The following is a 17,541-nucleotide window of genomic DNA, read 5'->3' as shown; positions in this document are numbered from 1 at the left end:
CCGGATCGCCGCATTCCGGCATCCGCGCGCATCGCGAACACACCGCTCCCCTCGTGCCATACCGCGTTCCCGCCTTGCCGGGACGCCCGATCAAGGAATCAGAGAATGAACAACGGTCAACCCACCTACCACCCCGGCTTCGACGCACCGATCGCGTCGGCCCAGGAACGCAACCGCGTCCTTCGCAACACCTACTGGCTGCTCGCGCTGTCGATGGTGCCCACCGTGCTGGGCGCCTGGATCGGCGTCTCCACGGGCCTGGCACGCGCCATGTCGCCGGGCATCGGCCTCATGGTGTTCCTCGGCGGCGCCTTCGGCTTCATGTACGCCATCGAGAAGACCAAGAACTCGGCCGCCGGCGTGCCGGTGCTGCTGGCCTTCACCTTCTTCATGGGGCTGATGCTCTCGCGCCTCGTGGGCTCGGTGCTCGGCTTGTCCAACGGCGCGAACCTGGTGATGACGGCCTTCGCCGGCACCGGCGCGATCTTCCTGGGCATGGCCACGCTGTCGTCGGTCATCAAGCGCGACCTGTCGTCCATGGGCAAGTGGCTCTTCATCGGCGCCATCCTGCTGCTGGTGGCCGGCATCGCCAACTTCTTCATCCAGTCGAGCGCGCTGATGATGACGCTGGCGGTTGCCGCCATCGGCATCTTCTCGGCCTTCATCCTGCACGACCTGAAGCGCGTGAAGGACGGCCTGGAGACCAACTACATCTCCGCCACGCTGGGTGTCTATCTCAGCATCTACAACGTGTTCCAGGCACTGCTGGCCCTCTTGGGCCTCGGCGGCGGCCGGGACGAGTAACGCTCAAGAAGGGAGCCTTCCATGCGCCTCACCACCAAGGGCCGCTTCGCGGTCACCGCGATGATCGACATCGCACTTCACGGCCGCTCGGGCCCGGTCACGCTGGCCTCGATCAGCCTGCGCCAGCGGGTCTCGCTGTCGTACCTGGAACTGCTGTTCGCCAAGCTGCGCCGCAACGACCTGGTCGAATCCACGCGCGGCCCGGGCGGCGGCTACTCGCTCAGCCGCAAGGCCGCGCTCATCAGCGTGGCCGACATCGTGCTCTCCATCGAGGACCACGGCACCGAGACCACCCGCCGCCGCGCCGGCGACGGGGCGGACGACACCGGCCGCTGCGAGGTCGACGAGCTCTGGGCCTCGGTCAACCTGCGGGCGGTCGAGTTCCTGAAATCGATCTCGCTGCAAAGCCTGGTCGACGAGCAGAAGGCCAAGGGCGTGCAGGCCGCCACAAGCGTGGCCGGCAGCCGGCGCACGACCGTGGTCGGCACGCCTGTGCGCAAGCCGTTCGTCGTGGACGCGCCGAACTCGGTGTTCGCACTGGGCCGGCGCCAGCAACGCGCCGGCTAGGTCGGCGAACCGGCACCCACGCGAGTGGGCAGCCAACGATTCGGAGCGGCCCCGGGGGCCGCTTCGATCGTTGGCTTTTTTTGCGCCTTTTTTACGCGCGCTTCGATAGTCTTGCTGCTCCGGTCCGCTGCTTGAACCCGTTCGCAGCGCGGCCGTCGGAGCATCGAAATGCAAGCAAGAACAAACCTCTGGTCCCGCTTCGCGGGCTGGGCGAACGCGGCGCGGCAGCCGCAAGACATGACACTGGAATGGACCTGCTGCGGCACGCCCGGGCGCGACCCCACCGAGGCCTACCTCGGCCGTGTCGATGCGTACGAACTCACGATCCATTCGTGCCTCCACTGCGGCGCGCTCTGGCTGCAAGTGCAGTCCGTGGCGACCACCGTGGCGCGGTCCGAGCCGCTGTCCAGGGCGGATGCGGAGGCCTTTCTCGCGGCCGCCCCCGGCACCGAACGGCGCACGATGATGCGGACCTGGCTGCAGCGGCACCTGCAGCCGGCGGCATCGGGCGCTTCGCGCGCTTCGTGAGCCGTCGGCCCTTGCGCGCCGCCGGCGTCCATCGCTGGCCGAAGGCCACGAAGTCCACGCCGATTGCCACCAGCGGATAGGCGATCGCATCGCGGCGAAGGCGAAGACTCTCCCTCGATCGTGAAGGCGCACACGGTCCCGCGGCGGCTGCCGCCGTTGCGACTGGCCTGGTTCTCTAGGGCCAGAGCTGGCGCAGGATTTCCGGCAGCATGCGGTCGACGAAATCCCGCGTGCCTTCGGCACCGGCCGGCGCTCCGAACTTCTCGTCGAGCGCGAGGTGCGCGAAGCCGTGCACCGTGGACCAGGCCGCCAGCACGGTCGCCTGCGTCGCGCGGTTCAGCGCCTTCTCGCGGCCCCAACCGGTGTAGTCGCGCACCACCATCTCCAGTTCGGCATAGGCGGCGTCGCCGGCCTCCTTCAGGCGCGGCTCCTGCATCAGCCGGTCCTTGCGGAACATGAGCTGGAAGCGGCCGGGGTAGGCCAGCGCGAATTGCACATAGCCCATGCCCTGCCCGCACAACCGGCGCGCAGGGTCCTTGCCGCCGGTGGCAGTGCCGGCGCGCAGCGAGCGCGTGAGTTCCTCGTACCCCAGGATGGACACCTCGGTCAGCAGGCCGGCCGCGCTGCCGAAGTGATGCAGCGGCGCGGCCGGCGACACGCCCGCGCGGCGCGCCACCTCGCGCAGCGTGAAGCCCTCGATGCCGCGTTCGGCGAGCAGGCCTTCCGTGGCCTCGATGAGCGCCGCGCGCAGGTCGCCGTGGTGGTAGGGCGCGGGGGCTTCGGCTTTTTTTCTCGTTGCCATGACTGCTGGGTTCCCGGGTGTCTTCGATGCCGCAACTTTACATTGTTTAAATTTCGATGGATTTTTAATTTAAACACTGTCAAGATAAAGCCTCCAGTTCCTGTTTGAACCCTTTTGAATGCGAGGTCACCCATGTTCGATTCGCTCTTCAGCGCAGGCGGCACCATCGCCCTTCCCGCCTGGGCGGCCCTCGGCGCGGCGCCGTGGCTCGGCCGCGCCAAGCCCGCCATCTGGGCACTGACCGGCATCGTCATTCCGGTCGGCCTGGGCCTGGTCTACTGGTGGTTGATGGCAACGTACTGGTCGTCGGCCGAGGGCGGCGGCTACAGCTCGCTGTCGGCGGTGCATGCGCTGTTCCAGCATCCGGGCCTGCTCACGGCGGGGTGGTTCCACTACCTGGCCTTCGATCTCTTCGTGGGCACCTGGATCGCGCGCGAAGGCGAGCGCGCCGGCATCGCGCCGGTGCTGCTGATTCCCTGCTTCGCGCTCACCTTCCTGTTCGGGCCGGTCGGGCTGCTGGCCTTTCTTGCGCTGCGGGTGGCGCCAGCCTGCGCGCGGCTGGCGCGTGCGTTGTATGCGCGACAGCCGCAGCTCGCGGAGTTCGGCGGCCTGCTGCTCGCGATCATGGTGCCCGCGCTGGTGGCGAACTACCTGGACCCGCGCACGCTGAATGGCGTCGGCGTGTGGGTCAAGCCGCTGAAGTTCATGGCCTCCGTGAGCCTCTACACGCTGACCACGGCCTGGCTCATCGGCGACCTGCCGCGCGAGCGCCGCGACTCGCCCGTGGTGCGTGCCATCGTCGCGGTCATCATCGCCGCGGGCACTTTCGAGGTCGGCTACATCACGCTGCAGGGTGCGCTCGGGCAGGCCTCGCATTTCAACAACGACTCGACCTTCCACGTGGTCATGTATGCGCTGATGGGCCTGGGCGCGTTGGCGCTCAACGCCACGGCATTGCCGCTCGCGTGGCAGTTCGCGCGCCATGGCGACGCGCTGCCCCCGGCCTACCGGCTGGCGACGGTGATCGGCCTGGTGCTGACCTTCGTGGCCGGCGCCGGCGCGGGCATTGCGATCAGCCAGCACGAGGGCTCGACCTTCGGCGCGCTCGCGGGTGGCGCGATGCTGCCCGTGGTCGGCTGGTCGGCCACCGGCGGCGATCTGCGCATCCCGCATTTCCTCGGGGTCCATGCGCAGCAGGTGCTGCCGCTGGCCGGCGCGCTGATCGCGATGTGGCGCGTGCCGTTCGGGCGCGCGGCGGTCTGGCTGCTGACCGCCGGCTATGCGGCGGCCATCGTCTACGCGTTCAGACTGGCGTATGCGGGCGTGCCGCTGCTGCGGCTGCCGCTCGGCAACTGAGTTGCATCAGGGCGCGAAGCCCGAGCGGCGCACCACCGGCTCCCATTGCTGGCGGTAGGCCTTGAGCATCTGCGCGGTCTCCGCGGCGGTGCTCACGACCGGCGTGATGTAGAGCGCATCGGCCGCCTTCTGCAGCCCCGGGTCCTGCATGACTTCGCGGATCTTCGTGGCCAGCAGCTGCACCTTCGGCTGCGGCATGCTGCTCGGCGCGAAGAAGGTGTTCCAGCCATCGGCATCGATCTTCATGCCGGCCTCGCGGAAGGTCGGCACCGAAGGCGCGAAGCTCGCGCGCTTCTTGCCCGACACCGCCAGGATGCGGATCTTGCCGGCCACGTGCTGCGCATAGAGCGAGTCGAGTGTGTCGATCGCGATCGGCAGCGAGCCGCCGCTCAGGTCCGCCGCGAGCGGCGCGGAGCCGCCGTAGCCCTTGATCTGCGGCTGCACGCTGAGCGCATCGCCCACCATGAGCCCGAAGAAGTGCGGCAGGCTGCCGGTCGCGGGCACGCCGAAGATCGCTTCTTCCGGATGCGCCCAGAGCCGGCCCACCAGGAACATCGCGCGGTCCAGCTGCAGCTTGTTGCCCACGGCCAGCGCGAAGTCGTAGCTGCTGACCTGGGAGACGGGCACGAAGTCCTTGTCGGGGTCGTAGCCCGCGTCCTTGATGACGAGGGGCGCGATCAGCATCACCGCGGGGTTGCCGAGCATCAGGATGTTTTCTGCAGCGGTCGCGCGCTTGATCTGCTTGGCCGCGAGCCGGCCGCCTTCGCCGGGGCGGTTCTCCACGGTCACGGGCACGCCGAGCTTCGGACTCAGCCGCTCGGCGATGAGCCGCGCCATGCGGTCGGTGCTGCCGCCGGGCGCATAGCCAACGACGAGCGTGAGCGGGCCGTCCAGGTTCTGCGCTTGAGCGGACGCGACGGCGGCAAAACCCGCAAAGGCGGCGATGCACCATGCGGTGAGTTTTCGCCGGGAAAAGACAATGGCCACGAGATCTCCTGCTTCCGGCGATAGGCCGGCTTTTGTTACTTTGTTTATACGTAGGTAACAAATAGTTGATCTAATCCATCATCGGCTGCCGAGGCGGCGCAGCCACAACCCCTTGTCATTTCCATGCCAGCTTTTCCCGATGCGGGCGCCTTGCGCGCTCCCCGTTCCCTGGACGACCTGCTTCTGTATCGCCTCTCGCGCGCGGCACGTGCCGGCAGCGGCATGGCAACGCGCATGGTCGAAGGCGGCTTCGGCATCACGCGCCGCGAATGGGGAATGATCGGCACGCTCGCGGAGGTCGGCGAGATCACGCCCTCGGCGCTCGCCGAGCGGCTCGACCTGGACCGCGTGCGCACCTCGCGGGGCCTGCGCAGCCTCACCGACAAGAAGCTGGTGGAGCGCCGCCAGGACGCCGAGGACCGCCGCGAAGTGCATGTGCGCCTGAGTCCCTCGGGCCGGCAGCTTTTCGGCGAGCTGTTCCCCCGCATCGCGCGCCTGAACACCGAGCTGCTCGACGGCATGGATGCCGCGCACATCGAGATCTTTCTCCAATGCCTGCGCCGCCTCGAATCGCGTGGCACCGAATTGAGCGCGCAGGGCGTGGTGCCGGAAAAGGCCGACCGCCGCTCGGGCGGCACGCGCCACCACTGGCCCAAGCGCGGCGCCTGAGCGCCGCGTTTTCAGAGGCGGCAGCCCACGCGCGCCGCTTGAAGGCCCGCCCTCGCGAACCAGACTGGATGGCGAGGGCACCCGCTGCACGTGCTCACGCACTCGCACATCCCTGTGCTGGTGCTGCGCTAGCCCCTAGGCCGCGGCCTTTCCGAGCGCCGCCACCACCGCATCGCCCATCTCCCCGGTGCCCACGCGGGTGCAGCCGGGCTGGAAGATGTCGCCGGTGCGCAGGCCGTCGGCCAGCACGCGGCGCACGGCGCCTTCCACGCGCTGCGCATTGCCCGCCTGGTCGAACGAGAAGCGCAGCATCATCGCCATCGACAGGATCGAGGCCAGCGGGTTCGCCAGGTTCTTGCCCGCGATGTCGGGCGCGGTGCCGTGCACCGGCTCGTACAGCCCGAAGCTGCCCGCCGCCATCGAGGCCGAGGGCAGCATGCCGATGGAGCCGGTGAGCATCGCGGCGGCGTCCGAGAGGATGTCGCCGAAGATGTTGCCGGTGACGATCACGTCGAACTGCTTCGGTGCACGCATCAGCTGCATCGCGGCCGCATCGACGAACAGGTGCGAGAGCTCGACGTCCGGATAGTCCTTGCCCACGCGCGTGACCACCTCGCGCCACAGCTGCATCACCTCCAGCACGTTGGCCTTGTCGACCGAGCAGAGCTTGCGGCTGCGCGCGCGTGCCGTGCGGAACGCGACGTGCGCGATGCGCTCCACCTCGGGCTCCGAGTAGCGCATCGTGTTGAAGGCTTCGCGCTCGCCGTTGGCGTTGAGGCCGCTGCCGCGCGGCTCGCCGAAGTACACGTCGCCGGTGAGCTCGCGCAGGATCATGAGGTCGAGCCCGTCGACCACCTCGGGCTTGAGCGTCGAGGCGCCGATCAGCTCGGGGAACAGGAAGGCCGGACGGAAGTTGGCGAAGAGGCCCAGTTCCTTGCGCAGGCGCAAGAGACTCGCGCCCGGCCGCATCATGAACGGGATCTCCTCGTCGCCGGGCATGCCGGCCGAGCCGAACAGGATGGCGTCGGCCTTGCGCGCGATCTCGCTCGTGGCCGGGGGCAGCGGGTCGCCGGCGGCGTCGATGCCGGCCTGCCCGATCGCCGCTTCCACCAGCTCCAGCGGTTGGCCATGGCCCACCACGGCCTTGAGCACCTTCACGGCCTGCGCCGTGACCTCGCGGCCAATGCCGTCGCCCGGCATCACTGCAATCTTCATTTCAAACCTTTCAGGTCACACTTCAAAGAGGAGCCGCGCCGCGCGTGCGGCCTTGCTCGAATGCGTCGATGGCCGCGTGCTGCGCCAGCGTGTAGTCGATCTCGTCCAGGCCTTCGAGCAGGCACTGGCGCGGGAACGGGTCGATGCGGAAGGGCTCGACGCGGCCATGCGGGCCGGTGACGGTCTGCGTGCGCAGATCGACCGTCATGCGCGTGCCCGGTGCCGCGAGCAGGTCGTCCAGCATCTGCTGCACCACGGCCTCGGGCAGGCGCACCGGCAAGAGGCCGTTCTTCAATGCATTGCTGAAGAAGATGTCGCCGAAGCTCGGCGCGATCACCGCGCGAAAGCCCCCGTCGTACAGCGCCCAGACCGCGTGCTCGCGCGACGAGCCGCAGCCGAAGTTGGGTCCGGCCACCAGGATGCGCGCATCGGCATACACCGGCGCGTTGAGCACGAATTCATCGCGGCGCCGGCCCTGCACGTCATGCCGCACGTCGTGAAAAAGATAGTCGCCGAAGTTGTCCGAGCGCGGCTTCTGCAGGTACAGCGCGGGCACGATCTGGTCGGTGTCGATGTTGGCGCGGGCCAGCGGCACCGCGAGTGCATCGAGTCGTGTGAAGGCTTCCATGGGATGGCTCTGTTCAGGGGGTGTCTGTCAATGCGCGGCAAGCAGGCTGCGCACGTCGGTCAGCCGTCCGGTGATGGCGGCGGCCGCGGCCATCGCCGGGCTCATGAGGTGCGTGCGCGAACCCGGTCCCTGGCGGCCGACGAAGTTGCGGTTGGAGGTCGAGGCGCAGCGCTGGCCCGCGGCCACCTGGTCGCCGTTGGTGCCCAGGCACATCGAGCAGCCGGCATGGCGCCACTGCAGGCCCGCCGCACGGAACACGGCGTCGAGCCCCTCGGCTTCTGCCTGCTGCTTCACGAGGCCCGAACCGGGCACGACCCAGGCCTCCACGCCCTCGGCCACGCGCCGGCCGCGCACCACCTCGGCGGCGCTGCGCATGTCTTCGATGCGGCCGTTCGTGCAGGAGCCGATGAAGACGCGGTCGACCGCCACCTCGTCGAGCATCTGCCCCGCCTCCAGGCCCATGTAGGCCAGCGTGCGCTGCATCGACGCGCGGCGCTCCGCCGTGGTGGCTTCCGCGGGGTCGGGCACGCGGCCGGTGATCGGCAAGGCGTCCTCGGGGCTGTTGCCCCAGGTGACCATCGGTGCGATGTCGCCCGCGAAGAGGCGCAGCTCGGCGTCGAACACCGCGCCGTCGTCGCTGGGCAGCTGGCGCCAGCGCGCGACCGCTTCGTCCCACGCGGCGCCCTGCGGCGCCTCGGGCCGGCCGGCGAGCCATTCGAAGGTGGTGTCGTCGGGCGCCACCATGCCCGCGCGCGCGCCGGCCTCGATGGACATGTTGCACACCGTCATGCGCCCCGCCATCGAGAGCGCGCGGATCGCCTCGCCCGCGTACTCGATGACATGGCCCGTGCCGCCCGCGGCGCCGAGCCGCGCGATGACCGCAAGGATGATGTCCTTGGCCGAGACGCCTTCGGACAGCCGCCCGTCGATCGTCACGCGCAGCGTGCGGGGCTTGCGCTGCCACAGCGTCTGCGTGGCGAGCACGTGCGCCACTTCCGAGGCGCCGATGCCGAAGGCCAGCGCGCCGAGCGCGCCGTGCGTGGCGGTGTGGCTGTCGCCGCAGACGATCACGCTGCCCGGCAGGCTCAGGCCCTGCTCCGGGCCCACCACGTGCACGATGCCTTGGCGCAGATCGTCCAGGCCGAAGAAGCGGATGCCCGCGGCCGCGCTGTCGTCCTCAAGCGCCTGCGCCATCGCGCGCTTCTCTGGATCGGCGATGTCGGCGAGCGCGCGCGAACCGGTGGGCACGTAGTGGTCGGGCGTGGCGAAAGCGCGCTCCGGGCGGCGCACCGCAAGGCCGCGCTGGCGCAGCATCTCGAAGGCCGGCGCGGAGCCGTCCTGCACCAGGTGGCGATCGACGTACAGCAGGCTCTGGCCGTCGTCGCGCTGCGTCACCACGTGCGGCTGCCAGATCTTGTCGAAGAGGGTGCGGGGAGCGAGGGACATGGAGAAAGGAAGAGAAAGAAAGGTGATCAGTCGAGCTTCACGCCGGAGATGCGCACGATCTCCGCATAGCGCTTGGTCTCGCTCGCCATGAAGCGCCCGAAGTCCTCGGGCGTGCCGCCACCGACCTCCGCGCCGAACGCGGCCATGCGCTTCTGCAGCTCGGGCGACTTGAGCACCGCGTTGGCCTCGGCGTTGAGCTTGTCGATGAGGGGACGCGGCGTGCCGGCCGGCGCCGAGAGGCCGTACCACGACGAGGCGTAGACGCCCTTCAGGCCCACCTCGTCGAAGGTCGGCACGTCGGGCAGCGCCGGGTTGCGCACCTTGGAGGCCACGGCCAGCGCGCGCATGCGGCCGCCGGCGATGAAGGGCAGGCAGGTCGTGGTGTCGAGCATCAGCGAGACGTGGCCCGCGGCGAGGTCGGCCTCGGCCGGCGCGGTGCCCTTGTAGGGCACGTGCACGATGTCGATCTTCGCGGCGGCGGCGAACTGCACCGCCGCCAGATGCTGCGAGGAGCCGATGCCGCCCGAGCCGTAGTTGAGCTTGCCTGGGTTCGCGCGCGCCGCGTCGATCACGTCCTTGACCGTCTTGAACGGCGAACTGGCCGGCACCACGAGGATGTTGGGCACGGCCGAGACGTACACGATCGGCTCGAAGTCCTTCACCGGATCGAAGCCCAGCTTGGTGTACAGGCTGATGTTCACCGCGTTCGGGCTGATCGAGGACATCAACAGGTTGTAGCCATCGGGCCTCTGTCGCGCCGCGAGCTCGGTGCCGATGTTGCCGCCCGCGCCCGCGCGGTTGTCCACCACGAAGGGCTGGCCCAGGCGATGGCCGAGCAGCTCGGAGACGATGCGCGCGGTGGTGTCCACGCCGCCGCCGGCCGGCCACGGCACCATCAGCTTGATGGGCTGCGACGGATAGCCCTTGGCCGCCGAGTCGTCGGCCGATGCGGCACCGTGGGCGCCAAGCAGCACGGCGGCCATCAGGCACGAGTGCAGGCAGGAATGCATGCAGGCATGCAGTTTCTTCATCGTCATCGCGTGTCTCCTGTCTTTGTAATGAGCGCATGCTATGCCTCGACCCGCACGCTTCGCAATCACAATAAAGGCATGCAGGCATGAGTAAACTTCATACCCCATGACACGCAAGCTGCCCCCGCTCAACGCCCTGCGCGCCTTCGAGGCGGCCGCCCGCTGCGGCAACTTCACGCGCGCCGCGCAGGAGCTGTTCGTGACGCAGGGCGCCGTCAGCCGGCACATCGCCACGCTGGAGGACTGGCTTGGGGTGCAGCTCTTCGAGCGCGGGCGGCACGGCATCCGCCTCACGCCCGCCGGCGAGCGCTACTTCGCGAGCATGCGGGTGGCGCTCGACCAGATCGAGCACGGCACCCGCCAGCTGCAGCAGCAAAGCCCCGACGAATGGCTGCTGCGCATCAAGCTGCCGCCGACCTTCGCGATCCGCTGGCTGATTCCGCGGCTCGCGCGCTTTCATGCGCTGCATCCGCGCATCGACGTGCAGATCACCACCTCGCACAAGCCGACCGACTTCGAGCGCGACGACATCGACGTGAGCATCCATTCGGAGCCGAGCCCGCCGGTCGGCCCCGGCTACCGGCTGCTGTTCCGCGAAACGCTGCTGCCGGTGTGCGCGCCGGCGCTGCTGCGGCGGGAGCCCCCGCTCAAAGCGCCGGCCGATCTCGCGCACCAGGCGCTGCTCAGCTCGCTCAACCGGCCGCACGACTGGCAGACCTGGCTCGCGGCGGCCGGCGCGCCCGGCATCGACACGCGGCGCGGCCTGCAGTTCGAGAACGCCGCCATGGCCTACCAGGCGGCGGCCGAGGAGCTGGGCGTGATGGTAGGGCTGCTGGCCTTCGTGCGCGACGACCTGGCCAGCGGCCGGCTGGTGGCGCCCTTCGACCTGCGCGTGCCCACCGAGGGCGGCTACTTCATGGCCTGGCGCGCGGACCGGCCGGTGCCCCAGCGGGTGCGCGATTTCGAGAGCTGGATCGCCGCCGAAGCCGCGACCAGCGAGGCCTGAGCGAGGCCTGAGGGGGCCTGCTCGAGGCGTGCGCTACGACGTGATGCCCGGCGCCTTCATGTCGTAGGAGATCCGCCCCGCCGGCAGGTAGAACAGCGCGATGACCGCGCCGCCCTTGGCCTCCGGATAGTGATGGCTCCCCGGCGCGGGCGCGGTCCACCCGCCGTAGCACCACCCGTTGGGGCCCGCCAGCGCGGCGCCGTCGTTCAACGGCACCACCATGTTGAATTCGCCGTAGGGGTGCGCGTGGTAATCGCCACGAAAGCTCCCCTCGGGGTTGCCCTGCGTGTTGTCCGTGCTGTCCATGTAGACCGCGGTGATGCTGAAGTTGAACGTGCGCGCCGACGGGTCGCACAGCCGCGCGCGCCGGTACTTGCGCCCCTGGATCTCGACGTTGGCGGCCCAGCCGTCGCGCACGCCCGCCTTCACCAGCGTGGCCAGTTCGTCGTAGAGCGGCGAGCCCGGCGGGTACGTGGCGTTGAGCCACTGCTCCACCTGGGTGCCGGTGGTCATGTTCTGGATTTCCGCGAGAAACGGGAGGCTCGTCTCGATCAGTTTTTCCTGGTCGGTCATGGGGTAGTTTTTCCTTTGCTTTGAGGATCGGGTTCTTCCTGCTTACTCGTCGGCCCTGAAGCCGGAGGCCGCGACCACCGGCTTCCATCGCTCGCGCTCGGTGGCGATGAGGCGCGTGCAGTCGGCCGGCCCGAGGTAGGCCACTTCCAGGCCGATCTGCGAGAGGCCCGCAATGAGCGTGCTGTCGCGCGATGCGGCCTGCGTGGCTTCGGCGAGCAAGGCCGCCGTCTTCTCCGGCGTGGCGGCCGGCGCGTAGACGCCGTAGCTCTCGAGCCCGGTCACGGTCTCGAAGCCCTGCTCGGCGAAGGTCGGCACGTTCTTCAGGAAGCGCGAGCGGCGTTCGCTGGTCACGGCCAGGAGGCGCAGCTTGCCGCCCTCCAGGTACTGCAGGAAGTCGCCCACGAAGCCGAGGTAGGCCGGAATCTGGCCGCCCAGCAGGTCCTGCACCGCGGGCGCGGAACCGCGATAGGCCACGTGCGTGAGCGGCACGCCCGCCGCCTGCGAGAAGCGATAGCCCAAAAACTGCGCGAGCGAGCCCGCCGCGGGCGATGCGTAGGTGCGCCCGGTCTCGGTGCGCTTGAGCCAGCGCACGTAGTCGGCCAGCGTCTTCACATCGGGCGGCACGGCGCTGCTCACGGCCAGCACGCAGGCCGCGGAGGACAGCAACGCGACGGGCCTGAAATCCTTCGCGGGGTCGTAGGCGAGGTTGGCGTAGACGTGCGGGTAGATCGTCATGGCCGAGGTGTGCGTGCACAAGAGCACGCTGCCGTCCGGCTTCTCGCGCTTGAGCTGCGCATTGGCAATGCGCCCGGCGGCGCCCGGCCGGTTGTCCACGAGGTACGGCCGGCCCTGCGTGCGCCATGATTCGGTCAGGCGGCGCGCCGTCTGGTCGAGCGTGCCGCCGGGCGGATAGCCCACGATGAGCCGCCCCATCGCCGCATCGGCCTCTGCGAATGCGAGCGTAGGCAACAGCGCCGCGCCCGGCACGAGACATGCGACGCGCTTTGCGAAAGACCGCCTTGAAATGTGATGCACCATTGAAAGCTCCAGTTGAATGTCCCGCCAGGAACGCATGGGGCGAACGGTGCCACCGGGCATCCGCCACTGGAAGCGATGAATCTGCAACACGACAATGCAGCGCGTGCAACATGAGGAGAACAAGATGGCGGTGAACCCCAGCCGGATGGACCTGAACCTGCTTCGCGTCTTCGATGCCGTCTTCGAGGACCAGAACCTGCTGCGCGCGGGCAAGCGCCTGCACCTGAGCCAGTCCGCGATCAGCCATGCGCTGTCGCGCCTGCGGGAGGCCCTGCAGGACGAACTCTTCATCCGCACCGCGCGCGGCATGGAGCCCACCGCGCGTGCGCTGGCCATGGCCGCGCCGCTGCGGGAGGCCCTGCGCAGCATCCACGACACGCTCGGCGTGCAGCCCTTCGATCCCGCGACCGCCTCGCGCACCTTCGTGCTGGCCGCCAACGACTACGTGACCTCGGTGCTGCTGGTGGGCCTCGGCCACCGCGTGAACGCCCTCGCGCCGGCGGTGGACCTGGTCGTGCGGCCGTCCACGCGACTGGACCTGGCCGAGCAGATCGACGTGGGCCGCATCGACCTGGCGATCGGCATCTTCGCGGAGGTGCCGCCGCGCTTCCAGAGCGGCCCCGTGTGGACGCAGGAGGACGTGCTCGTCATGCGCAAGGGCCATCCGCTGCGCCGACGCAGCTTGCGCGTCGACGACCTGGCGGAATTTCCGCTGGTGACCGTTTCGCTCGGCGGCCAGGAGGAAGGCGCGGTGAGCGGCTACATCGTGGAGCGCGGGCTGGCGCGCCAGTCGGAGATGTTCGACCGGCAGGCGCTGGAAGATGCGCTCGCGGCCATCGGCCAGCGCCCGCGCTACCGCATCACGGTGCCGCACTCGCTCGCCGTGCCCGATCTGCTGCTGGGCACCGACATGGTCTCCATCGTGCCCGCGCCGCTCGCGCAGGCCTTCGTGCGCCGCGGCGACCTGCATGCCAAGCCGCTGCCCTACGAGGTGGCGAACGCGAGCCTGCGCGCGATATGGCACCGGCGGCACGAGCACGACCCGGCCCACGTCTGGCTCCGGGAGCAGCTCACGGAACTCGCGGAATCCACACGTGACGAAGGCGCCTTGCGCAGCGTGAGGTAAGGGGTAACCCACCCAAATCCGATGGCGTGCATACCCATGCTGTGCAAGTTTCAATGGGCAGCCGCGCACCTGCGTGCGAGCATCGCGCCATGACGAAAGCTCTCCCCAAGGATGACGCGGCGCGAGGCGTTGTCGACGAGGTCATCCGCTCGCGCGCGGCGGTTCGCGCCTTCCAGCCCACACCGGTTCCCAAGGCGCTGGTGGTGGAAATCCTCGAGGTCGCGCGCTGCGCGCCGAGCAACTCGAACACGCAGCCGTGGTCGGTGCATGTGCTCGAAGGAAACGCCAAGCGCCGGTTCAGCGAGGCGCTGCTGCGCTCGCACGAGCGCGACGACCTGCCGGCCTCGCGGCACTTTCCCGACGAGTTGCCCGCGTCGTGCAAGTCACGGCAATCGGATTTCGGCGCGCGCTACTACACGACGCTGGGCATCGATCGCGCGGATGCGGCCGCGCGCTACACGCAGACGGGGCGCAACTACCTGTTCTTCGATGCGCCCATCGGCCTCATCTTCACGATCGACGAGCGGCTGATGCCGCACAGCTGGGCCGACTACGGCATGTTCCTGCAGACCTTCATGCTCGCGGCCAAGGCACGCGGGCTCGACACCTGCCCGCAGGTGTCGTTCGTGCGGCACGAACCGGTGGTCCGCGAATGCCTGCAGCTGCCCGCGGGCCAGACAGTGGTGTGCGGCATGTCGCTGGGCTACGCGCAGACTGGTGCGGCGCTGCACCGCCTTGCAATGCCGAGGGAACCGGTGCACGCGTTCGCGGTCTTCCACGGCTTCGATGGCGGGACCTGAATACGCGCATTCGTTCTTTCGTATGCCTCGCGCGCTCAAAGGCGTTCGGGCCCTACGGATGAAGTTGTGAACCGCCATGGAATGAACGTAGAGTGGCACCGCCTTCATCCCCAAAAGACGGACACCCATGACCAATCCCACCGATGACTCCAGGAAGACCCCGCTGACCACCGCCTTCGGCGCCCCCGTGGTCGACAACCAGAACAGCCTCACCGCCGGCCCGCGCGGCCCTGTGCTGATGCAGGATGTGTGGCTGCTCGAGAAGCTGGCCAACCTGAACCGCGAGATCATTCCCGAGCGCCGCATGCACGCCAAGGGCTCCGGCGCCTTCGGCACCTTCACCGTCACGCACGACATCACCAGGTTCACCCGCGCCAGGCTCTTCAGTGCCGTGGGCAAGAAGACCGAGATGTTCGCCCGCTTCACCACCGTGGCCGGCGAACGCGGCGCGGCCGATGCCGAGCGCGACATCCGCGGCTTCGCGCTCAAGTTCTACACCGAGGAAGGCAATTGGGACCTGGTGGGCAACAACACGCCCGTGTTCTTCCTGCGCGACCCGCGCAAGTTTCCGGACCTGAACAAGGCCGTGAAGCGCGACCCCAAGACCAACATGCGCAGCGCCACCAACAACTGGGACTTCTGGACGCTGCTGCCCGAGGCGCTGCACCAGGTCACCATCGTGATGAGCGACCGCGGCATTCCGGCCAGCTACCGCCACATGCACGGCTTCGGCTCGCACACCTACAGCTTCGTGAACGCGGGCAACGAGCGCTTCTGGGTCAAGTTCCACTTCAAGACGCAGCAGGGCATCAAGAACCTCACCGACGCCGAGGCCTCGGCCCTGGTGGGCGGCGACCGCGAGAGCCACCAGCGCGACCTGTTCGACTCGATCGGGAGCGGCGACTTCCCCAAGTGGACGCTGTACGTGCAGGTGATGGCCGAAGCAGATGCAGAGAAGGTGCCCTACCACCCGTTCGACCTCACGAAGATCTGGCCCAAGAAGGACTACCCGCTGATCGAGGTGGGCGTGATGGAGCTGAACCGCAACCCCGAGAACTTCTTCGCCGATGTGGAGCAGAGCGCCTTCGCACCCAACAACCTGGTGCCCGGCATCAGCGTGTCGCCGGACAAGATGCTGCAGGCGCGCCTCTTTGCGTACTCGGATGCGCAGCGCTACCGCCTGGGCGTGAACCATCACCAGATCCCGGTGAACGCCGCGCGCTGCCCGGTGCACAGCAACCACCGCGACGGCACGATGCGCGTGGACGGCAACTACGGCGGCACGCTGCACTACGAGCCCAACAGCTTCGGCCAGTGGCAAGAGCAACCCGACTACCGCGAGCCGCCGCTCAAGCTGCGCGGCGATGCGGACTTCTGGAACTTTCGCGAGGACGACGCCGACTACTACAAGCAGCCGGGCGACCTGTTCCGCCTGATGAAGCCCGAGCAGCAAGAGGCGTTGTTCGGCAACACGGCGCGTGCGATGGGCGATGCGCCGGAGTTCATCAAGCGCCGGCACATCGACAACTGCACCAAGGCCGATCCGGCCTATGGCGCGGGGGTGGCGAAGGCGCTGGGTCTTTGAGCTGAGCGCAGCCCCGGCGCAGATGCCGGGGTGTCCTCTCTCTTTTCGCTACGTTCCGCGAACGGCCGTCGCGATCGCCTTGTCGAGCAGCTCCAGGCCGAGGTCGATCTCGCTGTCGCTGATCGTCAGCGGCGGCGCGATCCGGAAGACGCCGCCCATCGAGGGCAGCTTCACGATGTTCATGCTCAGCCCGAGCTTCATGCACTCGCGTGTGACGGCCTCGCCGAGCTCGAAGGCCGGCTCGCGCGTCTCGCGGCTGGCGACGACTTCCAGCCCGAGCAGCAGGCCGCGGCCGCGCACATCGCCGATGCATTCATGGCGCGACTGCAGTTCCCGCAGTCCCTTTTCAAGACGCGCGCCGGCGATGCGCGCGCGCTCGACCAGCCCGTCGCGCTCCACGACCTGCAGCACCTTCAACCCGACCGCGGCCGGCAGCGGGTCGGAGACATGCGTCGTGTAGAAAAGGAAACCGCGCGCGTGAGCCTCTTCCTCGATCGCGGCGGTCGTCACCATCGCCGCCAGCGGCAGGCCCGCGCCCAGCGTCTTGGAGAGCGTCAGGATGTCGGGCGCGACGCCGTCGCGCTCGCACGCGAACATGAGGCCTGTGCGGCCGACGCCGGTCTGCGCCTCATCGAGGATCAGCAGCATGCCGCGCTCCTGGCACTTCTGCTTGAGCGCCGCCATGTAGCCGGGCGGCAGTTCGAGGATGCCGCCGCTGCTGAGGATGGGCTCGGCGATGAAGGCGGCGAGCGCGCCGGTGGATTGCCGGTCGACCTGCTCGAAGCCGTCGTCCAGTTCGCGGCGCCAGTCGAGCGCGCCGTCCGGCGTCGTGAAGCGCGGCCGGTAGGCGTTGGGCGCCGGAATGGCCAGCGAGCCCGCCGCGGCCGGCCCGTAGCCCTTGCGGCCGGCGCTGTAGGTGGCCGCGGCCGCGCTGCCCGTCATGCCGTGCCAGGACTGCGTGAAGGCCACCACCTCGTGCCGGCCCGTCACCAGCTTGGCCATGCGCAGCGCCGCCTCGTTCGACTCCGCGCCGGTGCTCAAGAGCAGGCAGCGTTCCAGCCCCGGCGGCGCGTGCCGCGCGATTTCCGCGGCGAGCGCCACCACCGGCCGCGACAGCATGCCGCTGAAGAGATGGTCGAGCGAGCGGATCTGCTCGGTGACCACCGCGACGATGTCCGGGTGCGAATGGCCCAGCAGCGCGCTCATCTGGCCCGAGGTGAAGTCCAGGATGCCGCGGCCATCGGCGTCGTAGACGAAGCAGCCTTGTGCGCGCTCGATGATCAACGGCTCGAAGGTGCCGCCATAGCGCACCAGATGCTGCCGGGCCTGCTGCCAGAACTTGGGGTCGTCGTTGCTGCTCATGGGGATGGTGCCGATCAA

General features: G+C 69.0%; 18 protein-coding genes. 9 read left to right on the top strand and 9 right to left on the bottom strand.

The genetic code is table 11. From position 1 onward, the window contains the following. The first annotated feature begins 105 nt into the window (after window positions 1–105). From BM133_RS22905 to BM133_RS22895, 3 genes are all read left to right on the top strand, one after another. Window positions 106–804: a Bax inhibitor-1/YccA family protein gene (locus tag BM133_RS22905; RefSeq protein WP_093438803.1), complete on the top strand. Its 699-nt coding sequence runs from the start codon at window positions 106–108 to the stop codon at window positions 802–804. Window positions 805–825: 21 nt separating this feature from the next. After that, entirely contained in the window at window positions 826–1,371 is a 546-nt protein-coding gene (locus BM133_RS22900) for an Rrf2 family transcriptional regulator (protein WP_093438800.1), read from the top strand. Window positions 1,372–1,539: 168 nt separating this feature from the next. Then, window positions 1,540–1,899 (top strand): hypothetical protein, encoded by a 360-nt coding sequence (locus BM133_RS22895; RefSeq protein WP_093438798.1) that lies wholly within the window; start codon window positions 1,540–1,542, stop codon window positions 1,897–1,899. A 175-nt stretch (window positions 1,900–2,074) separates the two neighbouring features. Here BM133_RS22895 and BM133_RS22890 read toward each other — a convergent pair whose 3' ends face one another. Beyond that, window positions 2,075–2,701, bottom strand: coding sequence for a TetR/AcrR family transcriptional regulator (locus BM133_RS22890; protein WP_093438795.1), 627 nt, complete (start codon window positions 2,699–2,701; stop codon window positions 2,075–2,077). 132 nt (window positions 2,702–2,833) lie between these two features. Between BM133_RS22890 and BM133_RS22885 the strand changes: the two genes are divergently transcribed. After that, window positions 2,834–4,057 carry an ABA4-like family protein gene (locus BM133_RS22885; protein WP_093438793.1) on the top strand — a complete coding sequence of 408 codons (1,224 nt, stop codon included), beginning with the start codon at window positions 2,834–2,836 and terminating at the stop codon, window positions 4,055–4,057. A gap of 6 nt (window positions 4,058–4,063) precedes the next feature. On the opposite strand, the gene BM133_RS22880 is transcribed toward BM133_RS22885, so the two are convergent. After that, window positions 4,064–5,044, bottom strand: a complete 981-nt coding sequence (locus BM133_RS22880; RefSeq protein WP_177224912.1) for a tripartite tricarboxylate transporter substrate-binding protein — start codon at window positions 5,042–5,044, stop codon at window positions 4,064–4,066. Window positions 5,045–5,167: 123 nt separating this feature from the next. Between BM133_RS22880 and BM133_RS22875 the strand changes: the two genes are divergently transcribed. After that, a complete protein-coding gene (locus tag BM133_RS22875; protein WP_093438790.1) occupies window positions 5,168–5,713 on the top strand; it encodes a MarR family winged helix-turn-helix transcriptional regulator in 546 nt (181 codons plus the stop codon). 135 nt (window positions 5,714–5,848) lie between these two features. Here BM133_RS22875 and leuB read toward each other — a convergent pair whose 3' ends face one another. The 4 genes from leuB to BM133_RS22855 are packed head-to-tail and all read right to left on the bottom strand — an operon-like array spanning window position 5,849 to window position 10,039. Beyond that, a complete protein-coding gene (gene leuB, locus BM133_RS22870) occupies window positions 5,849–6,928 on the bottom strand; it encodes a 3-isopropylmalate dehydrogenase (protein WP_093438788.1) in 1,080 nt (359 codons plus the stop codon). A gap of 22 nt (window positions 6,929–6,950) precedes the next feature. After that, window positions 6,951–7,556 carry a 3-isopropylmalate dehydratase small subunit gene (gene leuD / locus BM133_RS22865; RefSeq protein ID WP_093438785.1) on the bottom strand — a complete coding sequence of 202 codons (606 nt, stop codon included), beginning with the start codon at window positions 7,554–7,556 and terminating at the stop codon, window positions 6,951–6,953. 27 nt (window positions 7,557–7,583) lie between these two features. Continuing rightward, window positions 7,584–9,002: a 3-isopropylmalate dehydratase large subunit gene (gene leuC / locus BM133_RS22860; RefSeq protein ID WP_093438782.1), complete on the bottom strand. Its 1,419-nt coding sequence runs from the start codon at window positions 9,000–9,002 to the stop codon at window positions 7,584–7,586. Window positions 9,003–9,028: 26 nt separating this feature from the next. Then, window positions 9,029–10,039: a Bug family tripartite tricarboxylate transporter substrate binding protein gene (locus tag BM133_RS22855; protein ID WP_093438780.1), complete on the bottom strand. Its 1,011-nt coding sequence runs from the start codon at window positions 10,037–10,039 to the stop codon at window positions 9,029–9,031. A gap of 100 nt (window positions 10,040–10,139) precedes the next feature. On the opposite strand from BM133_RS22855, the gene gcvA reads away from it, so the two are divergent. Continuing rightward, window positions 10,140–11,039, top strand: coding sequence for a transcriptional regulator GcvA (gcvA, locus tag BM133_RS22850; protein ID WP_093438777.1), 900 nt, complete (start codon window positions 10,140–10,142; stop codon window positions 11,037–11,039). Between the two features lie 33 nt (window positions 11,040–11,072). On the opposite strand, the gene BM133_RS22845 is transcribed toward gcvA, so the two are convergent. Next, complete coding sequence (locus tag BM133_RS22845; RefSeq protein ID WP_093438775.1) at window positions 11,073–11,612, bottom strand: 4-hydroxylaminobenzoate lyase; 540 nt, start codon at window positions 11,610–11,612, stop codon at window positions 11,073–11,075. Window positions 11,613–11,654: 42 nt separating this feature from the next. Beyond that, complete coding sequence (locus BM133_RS22840) at window positions 11,655–12,581, bottom strand: tripartite tricarboxylate transporter substrate-binding protein (protein WP_256219316.1); 927 nt, start codon at window positions 12,579–12,581, stop codon at window positions 11,655–11,657. 199 nt (window positions 12,582–12,780) lie between these two features. Here BM133_RS22840 and BM133_RS22835 point away from each other — a divergent pair, with 199 nt between their 5' ends. The 3 genes from BM133_RS22835 (at window position 12,781) to BM133_RS22825 (ending at window position 16,161) form a co-directional block, all read left to right on the top strand. Further along, a complete protein-coding gene (locus BM133_RS22835) occupies window positions 12,781–13,776 on the top strand; it encodes a LysR family transcriptional regulator (RefSeq protein WP_093439377.1) in 996 nt (331 codons plus the stop codon). 89 nt (window positions 13,777–13,865) lie between these two features. Beyond that, window positions 13,866–14,576, top strand: coding sequence for a nitroreductase (locus BM133_RS22830; protein WP_093439374.1), 711 nt, complete (start codon window positions 13,866–13,868; stop codon window positions 14,574–14,576). 127 nt (window positions 14,577–14,703) lie between these two features. Further along, complete coding sequence (locus BM133_RS22825; protein ID WP_093438770.1) at window positions 14,704–16,161, top strand: catalase; 1,458 nt, start codon at window positions 14,704–14,706, stop codon at window positions 16,159–16,161. Between the two features lie 48 nt (window positions 16,162–16,209). On the opposite strand, the gene BM133_RS22820 is transcribed toward BM133_RS22825, so the two are convergent. Beyond that, window positions 16,210–17,523, bottom strand: a complete 1,314-nt coding sequence (locus BM133_RS22820) for an aspartate aminotransferase family protein (protein WP_093439372.1) — start codon at window positions 17,521–17,523, stop codon at window positions 16,210–16,212. Window positions 17,524–17,541: the final 18 nt, after the last annotated feature.

It is taken from the genome of Variovorax sp. 770b2, assembly GCF_900115685.1.
Taxonomy (GTDB): Bacteria; Pseudomonadota; Gammaproteobacteria; order Burkholderiales; family Burkholderiaceae_C; genus Variovorax.
This window is presented reverse-complemented; position numbering and strand designations above follow the sequence as displayed.

Coding starts and splice junctions, on each gene's coding strand:
- BM133_RS22905 (WP_093438803.1), top strand. CDS start 106: ATGAACAACGGTCAACCCACCTACCACCCCGGCTTCGACGCACCGATC.
- BM133_RS22825 (WP_093438770.1), top strand. CDS start 14,704: ATGACCAATCCCACCGATGACTCCAGGAAGACCCCGCTGACCACCGCC.
- leuD (WP_093438785.1), bottom strand. CDS start 7,556: ATGGAAGCCTTCACACGACTCGATGCACTCGCGGTGCCGCTGGCCCGC.
- BM133_RS22885 (WP_093438793.1), top strand. CDS start 2,834: ATGTTCGATTCGCTCTTCAGCGCAGGCGGCACCATCGCCCTTCCCGCC.
- BM133_RS22875 (WP_093438790.1), top strand. CDS start 5,168: ATGCCAGCTTTTCCCGATGCGGGCGCCTTGCGCGCTCCCCGTTCCCTG.
- BM133_RS22830 (WP_093439374.1), top strand. CDS start 13,866: ATGACGAAAGCTCTCCCCAAGGATGACGCGGCGCGAGGCGTTGTCGAC.
- BM133_RS22895 (WP_093438798.1), top strand. CDS start 1,540: ATGCAAGCAAGAACAAACCTCTGGTCCCGCTTCGCGGGCTGGGCGAAC.
- BM133_RS22845 (WP_093438775.1), bottom strand. CDS start 11,612: ATGACCGACCAGGAAAAACTGATCGAGACGAGCCTCCCGTTTCTCGCG.
- leuB (WP_093438788.1), bottom strand. CDS start 6,928: ATGAAGATTGCAGTGATGCCGGGCGACGGCATTGGCCGCGAGGTCACG.
- BM133_RS22820 (WP_093439372.1), bottom strand. CDS start 17,523: ATGAGCAGCAACGACGACCCCAAGTTCTGGCAGCAGGCCCGGCAGCAT.
- BM133_RS22890 (WP_093438795.1), bottom strand. CDS start 2,701: ATGGCAACGAGAAAAAAAGCCGAAGCCCCCGCGCCCTACCACCACGGC.
- leuC (WP_093438782.1), bottom strand. CDS start 9,002: ATGTCCCTCGCTCCCCGCACCCTCTTCGACAAGATCTGGCAGCCGCAC.
- BM133_RS22855 (WP_093438780.1), bottom strand. CDS start 10,039: ATGACGATGAAGAAACTGCATGCCTGCATGCATTCCTGCCTGCACTCG.
- BM133_RS22900 (WP_093438800.1), top strand. CDS start 826: ATGCGCCTCACCACCAAGGGCCGCTTCGCGGTCACCGCGATGATCGAC.
- gcvA (WP_093438777.1), top strand. CDS start 10,140: ATGACACGCAAGCTGCCCCCGCTCAACGCCCTGCGCGCCTTCGAGGCG.